Annotated in this window: 12 protein-coding genes and 4 tRNA genes; 15 read left to right on the top strand and 1 reads right to left on the bottom strand. The window is 54.8% G+C overall.

The annotated features are described in order from the left end of the window. Positions 1–162: 162 nt before the first annotated feature. The 15 genes from wecA (at position 163) to N2K86_RS00790 (ending at position 13,144) form a co-directional block, all read left to right on the top strand. Positions 163–1,266 carry a UDP-N-acetylglucosamine--undecaprenyl-phosphate N-acetylglucosaminephosphotransferase gene (gene wecA / locus N2K86_RS00720; RefSeq protein ID WP_260660131.1) on the top strand — a complete coding sequence of 368 codons (1,104 nt, stop codon included), beginning with the start codon at positions 163–165 and terminating at the stop codon, positions 1,264–1,266. Between the two features lie 13 nt (positions 1,267–1,279). Next, positions 1,280–2,326 carry an ECA polysaccharide chain length modulation protein gene (gene wzzE, locus N2K86_RS00725; RefSeq protein ID WP_260661752.1) on the top strand — a complete coding sequence of 349 codons (1,047 nt, stop codon included), beginning with the start codon at positions 1,280–1,282 and terminating at the stop codon, positions 2,324–2,326. Positions 2,327–2,382: 56 nt separating this feature from the next. Continuing rightward, positions 2,383–3,513 carry a non-hydrolyzing UDP-N-acetylglucosamine 2-epimerase gene (gene wecB / locus N2K86_RS00730; protein WP_260660132.1) on the top strand — a complete coding sequence of 377 codons (1,131 nt, stop codon included), beginning with the start codon at positions 2,383–2,385 and terminating at the stop codon, positions 3,511–3,513. Continuing rightward, positions 3,510–4,772, top strand: coding sequence for a UDP-N-acetyl-D-mannosamine dehydrogenase (gene wecC / locus N2K86_RS00735; RefSeq protein WP_260660133.1), 1,263 nt, complete (start codon positions 3,510–3,512; stop codon positions 4,770–4,772). Before wecB ends, wecC begins: the two co-directional genes overlap by 4 nt. Further along, positions 4,769–5,446, top strand: a complete 678-nt coding sequence (rffC, locus tag N2K86_RS00740) for a dTDP-4-amino-4,6-dideoxy-D-galactose acyltransferase (protein WP_260660134.1) — start codon at positions 4,769–4,771, stop codon at positions 5,444–5,446. Before wecC ends, rffC begins: the two co-directional genes overlap by 4 nt. 4 nt (positions 5,447–5,450) lie before the next feature. Continuing rightward, a complete protein-coding gene (rffA, locus tag N2K86_RS00745) occupies positions 5,451–6,581 on the top strand; it encodes a dTDP-4-amino-4,6-dideoxygalactose transaminase (RefSeq protein ID WP_042717731.1) in 1,131 nt (376 codons plus the stop codon). 1 nt (position 6,582) lies between these two features. Continuing rightward, complete coding sequence (gene wzxE / locus N2K86_RS00750; protein WP_260660135.1) at positions 6,583–7,833, top strand: lipid III flippase WzxE; 1,251 nt, start codon at positions 6,583–6,585, stop codon at positions 7,831–7,833. Continuing rightward, positions 7,830–8,909: a TDP-N-acetylfucosamine:lipid II N-acetylfucosaminyltransferase gene (locus N2K86_RS00755; RefSeq protein ID WP_260660136.1), complete on the top strand. Its 1,080-nt coding sequence runs from the start codon at positions 7,830–7,832 to the stop codon at positions 8,907–8,909. Before wzxE ends, N2K86_RS00755 begins: the two co-directional genes overlap by 4 nt. Next, the gene (gene wzyE / locus N2K86_RS00760) at positions 8,906–10,258 is read left to right on the top strand and encodes an ECA oligosaccharide polymerase (protein WP_260660137.1); all 1,353 of its coding nucleotides are present in this window, start codon (positions 8,906–8,908) and stop codon (positions 10,256–10,258) included. Before N2K86_RS00755 ends, wzyE begins: the two co-directional genes overlap by 4 nt. Before the next feature lie 12 nt (positions 10,259–10,270). After that, a complete protein-coding gene (gene wecG / locus N2K86_RS00765) occupies positions 10,271–11,011 on the top strand; it encodes a lipopolysaccharide N-acetylmannosaminouronosyltransferase (protein WP_126545686.1) in 741 nt (246 codons plus the stop codon). Between the two features lie 196 nt (positions 11,012–11,207). After that, positions 11,208–12,593 carry a bifunctional threonine/serine APC transporter ThrP gene (thrP, locus tag N2K86_RS00770; protein ID WP_010426333.1) on the top strand — a complete coding sequence of 462 codons (1,386 nt, stop codon included), beginning with the start codon at positions 11,208–11,210 and terminating at the stop codon, positions 12,591–12,593. Between the two features lie 102 nt (positions 12,594–12,695). Then, a tRNA-Arg gene (locus N2K86_RS00775) sits at positions 12,696–12,772 on the top strand. A gap of 64 nt (positions 12,773–12,836) precedes the next feature. After that, positions 12,837–12,912: transfer RNA gene (locus N2K86_RS00780), tRNA-His, on the top strand. Positions 12,913–12,934: 22 nt separating this feature from the next. Continuing rightward, positions 12,935–13,020, top strand: a tRNA-Leu gene (locus N2K86_RS00785). A 47-nt stretch (positions 13,021–13,067) separates the two neighbouring features. Next, positions 13,068–13,144, top strand: a tRNA-Pro gene (locus N2K86_RS00790). Positions 13,145–13,648: 504 nt separating this feature from the next. Here the strand turns inward: N2K86_RS00790 and N2K86_RS00795 are convergent. Beyond that, complete coding sequence (locus N2K86_RS00795; RefSeq protein ID WP_260660138.1) at positions 13,649–14,860, bottom strand: MFS transporter; 1,212 nt, start codon at positions 14,858–14,860, stop codon at positions 13,649–13,651. Between the last annotated feature and the right edge of the window lie 6 nt (positions 14,861–14,866).

A 14,866-nucleotide genomic window follows, 5' to 3' on the forward strand; every position in this document is an offset into this window, starting at 1 on the left:
AATTATGACCGGTCGGTGCGACAATAAGATAATTCGCACAGTAAAAACATTAATAGCTTGAATAATAAACAAATGGAATTGTAAGAGGTTTACTTTATAACTTCAGGCTCAGCGCCATGATGGTTATACTTCCTTGACTAACATTTGTTGAGAACATCCATTGTGAACCTACTTGATACGTTTGCTGAACTAACCAGTATTTTCTTATTTACCACCTGCTTTTTGTTTCTGGCACGTAAGGTGGCGAAATATCTGGGCTTAGTGGATAAACCCAACTTCCGTAAACGTCATCAAGGCATGATCCCTCTGGTCGGTGGCATCTCTGTTTTCGCTGGGATCTGCTTCACTTTTGCTATCGCGGATTACTATATTCCGCATGCCGGGCTGTATCTAACCAGCGCGACGGTGCTTGTTGTGGTTGGTGCCCTCGACGACCGTTATGATATTAGTGTCAAAATTCGCGCCTGCGTTCAGGCTGCTGTGGCTATTGCCATGATGGCGTTCGCTAAGTTGCATCTGAGTAGCCTGGGCTACATTTTTGGCTTCTGGGAGATGGAGCTCGGTCCATTTGGCTATTTTCTGACACTTTTTGCCGTGTGGGTGGCGATTAACGCGTTCAACATGGTTGACGGTATTGATGGTTTGCTGGGGGGCCTGTCCTGCGTCTCATTTGCCGCAATTGGTTTCATTCTATGGTTCGACGGGCAATATAGCCTTGCTATGTGGTGTTTTGCCATGATTGCGGCCATCCTGCCTTATATCCTGTTAAATCTCGGCGCATTAGGTCGACGCTATAAAGTCTTCATGGGTGATGCGGGTAGCACGTTTATCGGCTTTACTATCATTTGGATCTTGCTGGAAACCACTCAGGGCGATGTACATCCCATTAGTCCGGTAACGGCATTATGGATTATCGCCATCCCCTTAATGGATATGGTTGCGATTATGTATCGCCGTCTGCGTAAAGGGATGAGTCCATTCTCTGCTGACCGTCAGCACATTCATCATTTGATCATGCGAGCCGGATTCACTTCCCGGCAGGCATTTGTGCTGATTACGCTGGCGGCTGCTATTCTGGCGGGGATTGGTGTGACGGCAGAATATACCCATTTTGTGCCTGAGTGGGCAATGTTGGCATTGTTCTTGCTGGCATTTTCTCTTTACGGCTACTGCATTAAGCGCGCATGGAAGGTGGCACGATTCATTAAACGCCTTAAGCGCAGGATGCGTCGTAACAGTGGCAAAAATACAACATTAACTAAGTAAAACCGGGACTATGATGACTCAACCGTTGGCGGGAGCGAAATCAGTGGTAACAGAGAATGAACTGGACATTCGGGGTTTGTTTCGCGTGTTATGGGCAGGCAAACTTTGGATTGCGGGGATCGCGCTGGGGTTTGCGCTTTTAGCGCTGGCCTACACATTCTTTGCAAAACAAGAGTGGAGCGCGACGGCGATTACCGACAGACCAACGGTTAACATGCTCGGCGGCTTCTATTCCCAGCAGCAGTTCCTGCGTAACCTGGATATTAAAGCGAATCTCGCCACGCCGGATCAGGTTTCCGTTATGGATGAGGCCTACAAAGAGTTTGTGATGCAACTCGCCTCATGGGATACGCGTCGCGATTTCTGGTCGCAGACCGATTACTTCAAGCAGCGTCGGGTTGATAACACAAAAGTCGATGCCGCGCTGCTGGACGATCTCATCAACAATATCCAGTTTATGCCGGGCGATGCGCTGCGCAATGTCAGCGACAGCGTGAAGCTGATTGCCGAAACGGCGCCGGATGCGAATAACCTGCTGCGTCAGTATGTGGCCTTTGCCAGCCAGCGTGCGGCAAGCCATCTCAATGATGAGCTGAAAGGTGCCTGGGCTGCGCGAACGATTCAGATGAAGGCGCAGGTGAAACGTCAGGAAGAGGTGGCGAAAGCCATTTTTGCCCGCCGTGTCCACAATATTGAGCAGGCGCTTAAAATTGCGGAGCAGCACAATATTTCTCGCAGCGAAACGGATGTCCCGGCTGATGAACTGCCTGATTCCGAAATGTTCCTCCTTGGTCGTCCAATGCTCCAGGCGCGACTGGAAAATCTCCAGGCCGTTGGCCCTGATTTTGACCTCGATTACGACCAAAACCGCGCCATGCTTAACACCCTGAACGTCGGTCCAACGATGGACCCCCGTTTTCAGACGTATCGTTATTTGAGAACGCCTGAAGAACCTGTAAAACGCGATAGTCCGCGACGCGCATTCCTGATGATCATGTGGGGGATTGTGGGCGCACTGACTGGCGCTGGCGTAGCGTTAATGCGTCGTCGCACAAATTAAGAACGCCGTCTACGATGAAGGCTACGGCCTTCATCGCCTAATCGAAGAGAATCGATGTGAAAGTACTAACCGTATTTGGCACCAGGCCGGAGGCCATCAAGATGGCGCCTCTGGTTCATGCGCTGGCCAGAGATCCTGATATTGAAGCAAAGGTATGCGTGACTGCCCAGCACCGGGAGATGCTCGATCAGGTCTTAACTCTCTTTTCTATCGTCCCGGATTACGATCTCAATATTATGAAACCGGGGCAGGGGTTGACGGAGATCACCTGCCGTATTCTGCAAGAATTGAAGCCTATTCTGGAATCCTTCAAACCTGATGTGGTGCTGGTGCATGGTGATACCACGACCACCGTGGCGACCAGTCTGGCCGCGTTCTATCAGCGCATTCCCATTGGTCATGTTGAAGCGGGCCTGCGCACGGGCAATCTTTACTCGCCCTGGCCGGAAGAGGCCAACCGCACGCTCACTGGACATCTGGCGATGTACCACTTTGCGCCAACTGAAAACTCGCGTCAGAACCTGCTGCGGGAGAATATTGCCGACAATAAGATCTTTGTCACCGGGAATACGGTTATCGATGCGCTAATCTGGGTACGTGACCGCGTGCTGGCAAACACCGATCTGCAGGCAGAACTCGCTGCGCGCTATCCTTTCCTGCATAACGGCAAGAAAACGATCCTGGTGACGGGCCACCGTCGCGAAAGTTTCGGTCGCGGCTTTGAGCAAATCTGCCACGCGCTGGCTGAGATTGCCGCGCAGAATGAAGATGTGCAGATTGTCTATCCGGTACACCTCAACCCTAACGTCAGCGAGCCGGTGAACCGTATTCTGGGTCATGTGGATAATGTCCTTCTGATCGAACCGCAGGACTATATGCCATTCGTCTGGCTGATGAACCACGCCTGGCTGATCCTCACCGACTCTGGCGGGATTCAGGAAGAAGCGCCGTCCCTCGGCAAACCGGTGCTGGTCATGCGTGAAACCACCGAGCGCCCGGAAGCGGTAAAAGCGGGCACGGTACGTCTGGTAGGCACGGATATGCGCCGCATCGTCGACGAGGTGACGCGCCTGCTGCACGATGAAGAAGAGTATCAGGCGATGAGCCGCGCCCATAACCCGTATGGTGATGGGCAGTCTTGTGGTCGTATTTTGCATGCACTTAAACACAATCGGGTAACGCTATGAGTTTTACTACCATCTCTGTCGTGGGTCTTGGCTATATTGGACTGCCTACTGCGGCGGCCTTTGCCTCTCGTCAAAAGCAGGTTGTAGGCGTCGACATCAATGCGCGCGCGGTGGACACCATTAACCGTGGCGAAATTCATATTGTGGAGCCCGATCTCGACCTCGTGGTGAAAAAGGCGGTCGACGGGGGATTCCTGCGCGCCAGCACCACGCCGGTCGACGCCGATGCCTTTCTGATTGCGGTTCCGACGCCATTTAAAGGCGATCATGAGCCCGACATGGTTTACGTCGAGGCGGCAGCAAAATCTATCGCGCCTGTGTTGAAAAAAGGGGCGCTGGTGATCCTTGAGTCCACGTCGCCGGTGGGTGCTACCGAGCAGATGGCCCAGTGGCTGGCAGAGGCCCGCCCAGATTTGACCTTCCCACAGCAGGCGGGTGAGCAGGCCGATATTAATATCGCCTACTGTCCGGAGCGCGTGCTGCCGGGGCAGGTCATGGTCGAGCTCATTAAAAACGACCGCGTGATTGGCGGCATGACGCCGGTATGTTCCGCGCGCGCCAGCGAGTTGTATAAAATTTTCCTTGAAGGCGAATGTGTGGTGACCAACTCCCGCACCGCCGAGATGTGCAAACTGACCGAAAATAGCTTCCGCGACGTTAACATCGCCTTTGCGAACGAATTGTCGCTGATTTGTGCCGATCAGGGGATTAACGTCTGGGAGCTGATTAGCCTTGCGAATCGCCATCCACGCGTCAACATTCTCCAGCCTGGTCCAGGCGTGGGCGGTCACTGCATCGCCGTCGATCCCTGGTTTATCGTGGCGCAAAACCCCGATCAGGCTCGCCTGATCCGCACCGCGCGTGAAGTTAACGACAGCAAACCTCACTGGGTACTCAATCAGGTAAAAGCGACGGTGGCGGATTGTCTGGGTGAAAGCGGCAAACGCGCCAGTGAGCTGAAAATTGCCTGCTTTGGCCTGGCCTTTAAACCGAACATTGACGATCTGCGCGAAAGCCCGGCAATGGAAATTGCTGAGATGATCGCAGGCTGGCACAGCGGTGAAACGCTGGTGGTTGAGCCAAATATCCATGAACTGCCAGCGAAACTGGCGGCCCATTGTACGCTGACCGCGCTAAACGATGCGCTGGCGACGGCGGATGTGCTGGTGCTGCTGGTGGATCACAAAGCGTTCAAAGCGATCTCCGGTACGAGCGTGTCCCAGAAGTATGTGGTTGATACCAAAGGAGTATGGCGTTGAGTCAACTCAACGGCGTGCTGGAATCCCTTGAGTGGGAAAGCACTTTTTTTGCCCGGCCTTCGGCGATTGTTCGGCTGCGTGAAGATGTGCCTGTTTTGCAGGCGTCTGACTTCGCGGCCTGGCCGCGTGTGCAGGCGAAGATCCCGGCGGGCCGCGCCGATCTGCTGGATGCGCTGCAGCAACATGGTTTTCAACTGGTCGAAGGCGAGGTTGATCTCTCCATAACGGTGTCCCGCCACGCGTCGGCAGGCGCAGAAATTGCAGCAAAGCAGGACATTCCCGCGCTGCGCCAGATGGCGGCGCAGGCCTTTGCCCAAAGCCGCTTTCGTGCTCCCTGGTATAAGCCTGAAGACAGCGGCCGTTTTTATGCTCAGTGGATTGAGAATGCGGTAAAAGGCACGTTCGACCACGTGTGTCTGGTGTTCCGCGCGGTGGATGGACAGATTCAGGGCTTTGTTTCCCTGCGTAAGGTGAATGAGCAGGACGCGCGTATCGGCTTACTCGCCGGACGCGGCATGGGTGAGAAACTCATGCAGGCCGCGCTGCACTGGGCGGAGCAGGAACAGTTATCGACGCTGCGGGTGGCGACCCAGATGGGCAACACCGCCGCGCTTAAACGTTATATTGCGAGTGGAGCCAACGTCGACGCCACCGCTTACTGGTTATACAGGTGACATGATGATTCCATTTAACGCACCACCCGTCGTGGGAACGGAACTCGACTATATGCAGTCTGCCATGGGCAGCGGCAAACTTTGCGGCGACGGCGGTTTTACCCGTCGCTGCCAGCAGTGGATGGAGCAACGTTTTCACAGCGCCAAAGTGCTGCTGACGCCATCCTGTACGGCCTCTCTGGAGATGGCTGCACTGCTGCTGGATATCCAGCCCGGCGATGAAGTGATCATGCCGAGTTATACCTTTGTCTCTACGGCGAACGCGTTTGTCCTGCGCGGGGCGAAAATTGTCTTTGTGGATATCCGTCCGGATACCATGAACATCGACGAAACGCTGATTGAAGCGGCGATCACCGACAAAACGCGCGCGATTGTCCCGGTTCACTATGCGGGCGTGGCGTGCGAAATGGACACGATTATGGCGATCGCCAAAAAGCACAACCTGTTCGTGGTGGAAGATGCCGCGCAGGGCGTGATGTCCACCTACAAAGGGCGCGCGCTGGGCACGATCGGCCACATCGGCTGCTTTAGCTTCCACGAAACCAAAAACTACACCGCAGGCGGTGAGGGTGGGGCGACGCTGATTAACGACCGTGCGCTGGTGGAGCGTGCCGAGGTGATCCGCGAAAAAGGCACCAACCGCAGCCAGTTCTTCCGTGGTCAGGTCGACAAGTACACCTGGCGCGATATCGGCTCAAGCTACCTGATGGCCGATCTGCAGGCCGCATATCTTTGGGCGCAGCTGGAGGCGGCTGAGCGTATTAACCTGCAGCGCCTGTCCCTGTGGCAAACCTACTACGACGCGCTGGAGCCGCTGGCAAAAGCCGGGCGTATTGAACTGCCGACGATCCCGGCAGACTGCGTTCACAACGCCCATATGTTTTACATCAAGCTGCGTGATAACGACGATCGCAGCAGCCTGATTGCCTGGCTGAAAGAGGCTGAAATTCTGGCGGTATTCCACTACATCCCGCTGCACTCCAGTCCGGCTGGAGAAGCGTTTGGCGTATTCGCGGGCGAAGACCGTTACACCACCAAAGAGAGCGAGCGTTTGCTCCGCCTGCCTCTGTTCTACAACCTCGCACCCGTTAATCAACGCACGGTGATTAATACCCTTCTGAGTTATTTCGGCTGATATGTCTCTGGCAAAAGCATCGGTGTGGACGGCTGCGTCCACACTTGTAAAAATTGGTGCCGGATTGCTGGTCGTCAAGCTGCTGGCTGTCTCATTCGGCCCGTCAGGCGTCGGGCTGGCGGGCAATTTCCGCCAGCTGGTCACGGTACTCGGCGTGTTGGCTGGGGCGGGAATATTTAACGGCGTCACCAAATACGTGGCTCAGCATCATGATGATGCGGAAAAACTGCGCACGGTCGTGGGAACGTCTTCGGCCATGGTCCTGGGGTTTTCCACGCTGCTGGCCGTTGTGTTTTTACTGGCGGCGGCACCGATTAGCCAGGGGCTGTTTGGACACACGCAGTATCAGGGGCTGGTTCGCCTGGTCGCGCTGGTTCAGATGGGGATCGCCTGGGCTAACCTGCTGCTGGCACTGATGAAGGGCTTCCGTGATGCGGCGGGCAATGCGCTGGCGCTGATCCTGGGAAGCGTCATTGGTGTGATTGCCTATTATTTTTGCTATCGCCTGGGTGGCTATGAGGGTGCACTGCTGGGGCTGGCGCTGGTGCCTGCTCTGGTTGTCGTTCCGGCGGCGTTTATGCTGATGCGCAGAGGGGTCATCCCGCTACGTTACCTGATACCGCAGTGGGACAAGATGCTGGCGGGGCAGTTAGGCAAATTTACCCTGATGGCGCTCATCACCTCGGTGACGCTTCCGGTGGCCTACGTCATGATGCGAAACCTGCTGGCTGCGCATTACAGTTGGGATGAAGTCGGGATTTGGCAGGGCGTGAGCAGCATTTCCGATGCCTACCTCCAATTTATAACGGCTTCCTTTAGCGTCTATTTGCTGCCAACCTTATCGCGGCTGACCGTAAAAAAGGATATTACCCGCGAGATTTTCCGCTCATTGCGTTTTGTGCTCCCTGCCGTGGCGGCCGCCAGCTTTACCGTCTGGTTATTACGTGATGTCGCCATCTGGCTGCTCTTCTCGGCCAAGTTTATCGCCATGCGCGATCTGTTCGCCTGGCAGCTGGTAGGCGATGTGTTGAAAGTCGGCGCTTATGTTTTCGGTTATCTGGTGATTGCGAAAGCCTCGCTGCGGTTGTATATCCTGGCGGAGATTAGCCAGTTTGCGCTACTGACGGCGTTTTCTCACTGGCTTATCCCTTCGCACGGCGCGCTGGGGGCCGCTCAGGCCTATATGGCAACTTATATCGTTTATTTCGCTGCCTGTTGCGGCGTATTTTTACTTTGGCGTAAACGCGCATGACTGCACTGATTCACATCCTGGGATCGGACATCCCACACCATAACCAGACCGTACTGCGGTTCTTCAACGACGAGCTGGCATCGGGCAATCCTGATGCGCGCGAGTTTATGGTTGCAGGTCAGGACAATGGCCTGGGCGCGGCGTGTCCGGCGCTTAACATCACCTTCTGGCCAGATAAAGCCGCGCTGGCGAAAGCGGTCATCGCGAAGGCAAAAGCCGATCGTGAACAACGCTTCTTCTTCCATGGGCAGTTCAATACGGGCCTGTGGCTGGCACTGCTGAGCGGCGGGATAAAACCTTCCCAGTGTAGCTGGCATATCTGGGGCGCCGATCTCTATGAAGTGTCGCGCGGCTGGAAGTTCCGCCTGTTCTATCCTCTGCGTCGTATGGCTCAGGGGCGCGTGGGCTGCGTGTTCGCCACCCGTGGCGATCTTAACTACTTTGCTGAACGGCATCCGAACGTGCGCGGTGAGCTGCTCTATTTCCCGACTCGCATGAACCCGGCGCTGAACAACATGGCGAACGATACGCTGCGTGAGGGAAAACTGACGATTCTGGTGGGGAACTCAGGGGATCGCAGCAACGAGCATGTTGCGGCACTCCGGGCGGTGCATCAGCAGTTTGGCGATACGGTGAACGTGGTAGTGCCAATGGGCTACCCGGCGAATAACGACGCCTACATCGCTGAGGTCCGTCAGCAGGCGCTGGCGTTATTCAGCGCTGAGCATGTGAATATTCTGCAGGATAAGCTGGAATTTGATGACTATCTCAGGCTCCTGAGAAAGTGCGACCTGGGTTATTTTATCTTTGCCCGTCAGCAGGGGATTGGTACCTTATGTCTGCTTATCCAGGCAGGCGTCCCGTGCGTGCTTAACCGCGACAACCCGTTCTGGCAGGATATGGCCGAGCAGCATATTCCGGTATTGTTTACCTCGGACACGCTGAACGTCGATCTCGTGCGGGAAGCGCAGCGTCAGCTGGCGCTGGTGGATAAAAATAGCATCGACTTCTTTAGCCCGAACTACCTCACGCCGTGGCACCGCGCGCTGCGTATCGCTGCAGGAGACAACGCATGAGCCAGTTGCAATTTAGCGGCTTGTTGGTGGTTTGGCTGCTGAGCACGCTGTTTATCGCCACGCTCACCTGGTTTGAGTTCCGTCGCGTGCGCTTTAACTTCAACGTCTTTTTCTCGTTGCTGTTTTTACTGACCTTTTACTTCGGCTTCCCGCTGACCAGTATTCTGGTTTTCCGTTTTGATGTGGCCGTTGCCCCGCCGGAAATTTTGCTGCAGGCGCTGCTCTCCGCAACCTGCTTCTATGCTGTGTACTACGTCACCTATAAAACGCGTCTGCGCTCAGCGACAGCGTCCGCACCACGGCGACCCCTTTTCACCATGAACCGGGTGGAGACGCATCTGACGTGGGTGATGCTGATGACTATCGCGCTGGTCAGCGTGGGCATCTTCTTCATGCATAACGGCTTCCTGCTGTTTAAGCTCCAGTCCTATAGCCAGATTTTCTCTGCTGAAGTGTCAGGCGTGGCGCTCAAACGGTTCTTTTACTTCTTCATTCCGGCGATGCTGGTGGTCTTTTTCCTGCGTCAGGACAGCAAGGCGTGGCTGTTTTTCCTCGTCAGCACCGTCGCCTTCGGCATCCTGACCTACATGATTGTGGGTGGAACGCGCGCCAACATCATTATCGCCTTCGCCATCTTCCTGTTTATCGGCATCATTCGCGGATGGATCTCCCTGTGGATGCTGGTGGCGGCAGGCGTATTTGGCATTGTGGGAATGTTCTGGCTGGCACTGAAGCGCTACGGGTTAAACGTTGCCGGTGACGAAGCGTTTTACACCTTCCTCTACCTCACGCGCGACACTTTCTCGCCGTGGGAAAACCTGGCGTTGCTGCTGCAAAACTACGACAAGATCGACTTCCAGGGGCTGGCACCCATTGCCCGCGACTTCTACGTCTTTATTCCGACCTGGCTGTGGCCGGACCGTCCGGGCGTGGTGCTCAATACGGCGAACTACTTTACCTGGGAAGTGCTGAACAATCATTCTGGCCTGGCGATCTCGCCAACGCTAATTGGCTCCCTGGTCGTGATGGGCGGCGCGTGGTTTATCCTGCCGGGCGCGATTGCGGTTGGGCTGATCATTAAATGGTTCGACTGGCTTTACACGCTCGGTAACGAAGAGACCAACCGCTACAAGGCGGCTATTTTGCACAGTTTCTGCTTTGGTGCCATTTTCAATATGATTGTTCTGGCACGTGAGGGGCTGGATTCGTTCGTCTCGCGCGTGGTGTTCTTTATGGTCGTTTTCGGCGTGTGTCTGGTGCTGGCAAAACTGTTGTACTGGCTGTTTGACAGCGCAGGGCTTGTCCACCGACGCGAGCATCAGGGCAGCACAACGCTGTCGCAAGTCTGAATAGGGATTGTAATGACTGACACAACTTCTGCGCCGCGCTATGCGCTGCGCGGTCTACAGCTTATTGGCTGGCGAGATATGCAACACGCGCTGGATTTTCTGTTCTCGGACGGGCAGATGAAATCGGGCACGCTGGTGGCTATCAATGCGGAAAAAATGCTCGCGGTTGAAGATAACGCGGAAGTGAAAGACCTGATTACCGCCGCCGAATTCAAGTACGCAGACGGCATCAGCGTCGTGCGCTCTATCCGCAAAAAGTATCCTGGCGCTAATGTTTCACGCGTGGCGGGGGCCGATCTCTGGGAACAGCTCATGGCGCGCGCGGGAACAGAAGGCACGCCGGTCTTCCTGATCGGCGGTAAACCGGAGGTGCTGGCCCAGACGGAGCAGAAGCTGCGTAGCCAGTGGAATGTTAACATTGTGGGGAGCCAGGACGGCTATTTTAAACCTGAAGATCGGCAGGCGCTGTTTGAACGCGTGCGCGACAGCGGGGCGAAAATTGTTACCGTGGCGATGGGCTCACCGCGTCAGGAGATCCTGATGCGCGATTGCCGTCTGGTCTGCCCGGATGCTCTGTACATGGGCGTTGGTGGCACCTACGACGTCTTTACCGGCCACGTTAAGCGCGCGCCGAAAGTCTGGCAAAACCTCGGCCTGGAGTGGCTGTATCGTCTGTTATCACAACCGACGCGTATCAAACGACAGATCCGTCTGCTGCGCTATCTCGCCTGGCACTACACCGGTAAAATGTAATCAAAATGTAGCGCGATATGCTGTTCGCGCTGCAACTCCCCTGCAAAACTGCTGCTAATCTGTGCAATGCATTCATTTTTTTAATGCATCGTTTGCCATTTAGCAGAATTTAAGAAACCATTCGCACCGTATTTTAGTTCCCCTAAAAAACAATAACCGGCTTAAGCCGGTAAACAGCAGACACAACCGAGGATTTATGGCAGAGAAAAAACCGGAGCTACAGCGTGGGCTGGAAGCTCGACACATTGAATTGATAGCGCTGGGCGGTACTATCGGCGTTGGCCTGTTTATGGGCTCCGCAAGTACGCTCAAATGGGCTGGTCCTTCCGTATTACTGGCGTACATCATCGCCGGGCTGTTTGTTTTCTTCATCATGCGTTCAATGGGCGAAATGCTCTTCCTGGAGCCGGTGACCGGCTCTTTCGCCGTTTACGCGCACCGCTATATGAGCCCGTTCTTTGGCTACCTTACGGCCTGGTCGTACTGGTTTATGTGGATGGCCGTGGGCATCTCGGAAATCACGGCGATAGGGGTCTACGTGCAGTTCTGGTTCCCTGACATGGTCCAGTGGATACCTGCGCTCATTGCCGTGGGGCTGGTGGCGCTGGCTAACCTGGCTGCCGTGCGACTCTACGGTGAGATCGAGTTCTGGTTTGCGATGATCAAAGTCACCACCATTATCGTGATGATTGTCGTGGGTCTCGGGGTTATTTTCTTTGGCTTCGGTAACGGCGGGCACGCGATTGGTTTCGGCAACCTGACCGAGAACGGTGGCTTCTTCGCGGGCGGCTGGAAGGGCTTCCTGACAGCGCTCTGTATCGTTGTCGCCTCCTATCAGGGCGTTGAGCTGATCGGTATTACTGCCGGTGAAGCGAAAAATCCGCAGGTCACGCTGCGTAGCGCGGTGGGCAAAGTGTTGTGGCGTATCCTGATTTTTTATGTGGGCGCAATTTTTGTTATCGTAACCATCTTCCCGTGGAACGAAATCGGCACCACCGGCAGCCCGTTTGTCTTAACCTTCGCGAAGATTGGGATCACCGCGGCGGCGGGCATCATCAACTTTGTGGTCCTGACGGCCGCGTTATCAGGCTGTAATAGCGGGATGTACAGCTGTGGCCGCATGCTCTACGCGCTTTCTAAAAATAACCAGCTGCCTGCGGCGATGGGGAAAGTGTCCCGTGCGGGCGTGCCGGTTATGGGCGTGGCAGTATCGATCGTGATTCTGCTGATTGGTTCGTGTCTGAATTACATCATCCCGAATCCGCAACGCGTGTTCGTTTACGTCTACAGCGCCAGCGTGCTGCCGGGCATGGTGCCGTGGTTTGTGATCCTGATTAGCCAGCTGCGTTTCCGTCATGCGCATAAAAAAGCGATCGCCAGCCATCCGTTCCGCTCCATTTTGTTCCCGTACGCGAACTATTTGACGATGGCATTCCTGATTTGCGTATTAATTGGGATGTACTTTAATGAAGATACCCGCATGTCGCTGTTTGTGGGGATGATCTTCCTGGCAGCCGTCACAGCGGCATATAAGCTTTTTGGCCTGGGCCGCCGTGCCACCACGCATAAAGTGGAGGAATAAGCGGCAAAATGTGCAAACCATAACCAAACGCGCATTTTTTTCAAAAAAGCACTAGACAGCGGGGGCGGAGGTACGTAATATCCAGCCCCGCAACGGCGCTAAGCGCCCGTAGCTCAGCTGGATAGAGCGCTGCCCTCCGGAGGCAGAGGTCTCAGGTTCGAATCCTGTCGGGCGCACCATTAACCCGGTGCTGGAGCTGCGGTGGTCTGAGAAGTAGTCAGTACCGCGTGAAAGAATACAGTGGTGGCTATAGCTCAGTTGGTAGAGCCCTGGATTGTGATTCCAGTTGTCGTGGGTTCGAATCCCATTAGCCACCCCATTATTTGAAAGAGTTGTGAATTGCGAAGGTGGCGGAATTGGTAGACGCGCTAGCTTCAGGTGTTAGTGTCCTTTGGATGTGGGGGTTCGAGTCCCCCCCCTCGCACCACGACTTTTTAAATGAATTGAACTAAAAATTCAAAAAAAGCAGTACATCGGCGAGTAGCGCAGCTTGGTAGCGCAACTGGTTTGGGACCAGTGGGTCGGAGGTTCGAATCCTCTCTCGCCGACCAATTTTGAACCCCGCTTCGGCGGGGTTTTTTGTTTTCTGCGGTTTTAATCCCTGTCGTTATTCCCCAACAACACGCTTCTCTATTGTCGCGATTTGGCGACACGCAATTCTTTGAAAATAAACAATTTAATATTCCGGCGGCTTTATTGTCTCTTGCCGACGACACGTTGAATCTCTTATCCGTACATTATCGGGCTTCAGCCGGTTCTTAACAGCAGAATTTCCTTTTATCTGAGAATGTTGCGCAATGTAAAAGTTCTGCGTGTAAACCTGGCATGTAACGTGCAATAATATACGTGTAGATGCTCATTCCATCTCTTATGTTCGCCTTAGTGCCTCATAAACTCAGGAATGACGCAGAGCCGTTTACGGTGCTTATCGTCCACTGACAGATGTCGCTTCGGCCTCATCAAACACCATGGACACAACGTTGAGTGAAGCACCAAATATGTTGTCTTACAGACCTGTTTTAACGCCTGCTTTTTAGCAGGCGTTTTTTTATGCCTTATTCCTGATACTGGCGCACGATCAGGGCAACCATCACCAGGGTTGTTGACGAGACAGCATAGAGTGCCGCTACTGAGCCAAACCCGGCAGCCACTGCCGCTGCGATGCCAGTGAAAAGAGAGGCGCTGAGCGTTTGCCAGCGCCAGGCTTTCCCACTGGCTGAAGCGGTTTGCGTGATATTAAAACTACTGAGTACGCCAAACGTCCCGGCCGCAAAGAGAACATTCGAGGCCAGATGTGCGATAAAGATCGTCCCCAGTGCACATGCCATCCACCCGGACAACATCGGCAGCATTCCATAGGCGGCCAGAAAGATGCCGAGACAAACGATGATGCGCGGCGTGTGAGCGGCAAAGTGCGCCAGGCTCTCTTTTTTTAGCAGCAGAGGGCCGCAAAGTTGCCCCATGCTTCTTGCGAACAGCAGCGGCAGGGCAAGGCCTGCCGCATCCTGAGGATGGATTTGCTGGGCCAGTGCCGGAAGTAGCGCCATGGCCGGTGAGCCGACTGCCGCAAGCGCCGGCAGAATGAGCAGACTGCGTTTCTGCCGAACGGTCAACGTCCGCCAGCGTAATGCCGCAGGGGCTTCCTCTTCGTTACGGGTAGGGAGTGATGGTGCAGAAAACCGGCGTCCAGCCAGCCATAGCATGAGCAGTGACCCGAGGAAGCTGGCGGCATCAATGGCCAGCAGGGTAAACACGGACGTCTTCTGGAACAGCACTACGCCCAGGCCGGTTCCTAACAATACCTGAGACGCAAAAATCACATTTTCCAGACAGGTTGCTGCAGGCAACTCCGCTTCGCTAAGACCGCGCTTGAAGAGCAACGTCAACGCGGGCCAGCTCATCCCGCTGAGCAACGCTTCGGTGGATTGGACGGCGAGTAACGCGGTAACGCTGTGATAACCCACACCCAGCAGAGGAAAGAGCAGGGCGAGCAGGCCCAGCCCTTCGGTCAGTATCAGCAGGCATATCGGAGAACACCGTGAGCACAGCTTTTCGCCGATCGTACTACCGATAAATCCCGGCACCGTAGCGAAAAGAAAAGCAAGGGTGAGCAGAGCGGGCGGTACTGACCACGCTAGCAGCAAGCCGAAAACCACAACCTGGGTTAAGCCATTCCCCAGCGAAGAAAAGATAAAAGCACAGGCAAGCAGGCGCAGCCAGCGGTGGCAGCGGAGCGCTTCAATAAGCGCATACAGAAGCGAGTTCATGAAAAT

The organism is Enterobacter mori (assembly GCF_025244905.1).
Lineage (GTDB): Bacteria > Pseudomonadota > Gammaproteobacteria > Enterobacterales > Enterobacteriaceae > Enterobacter > Enterobacter mori_A.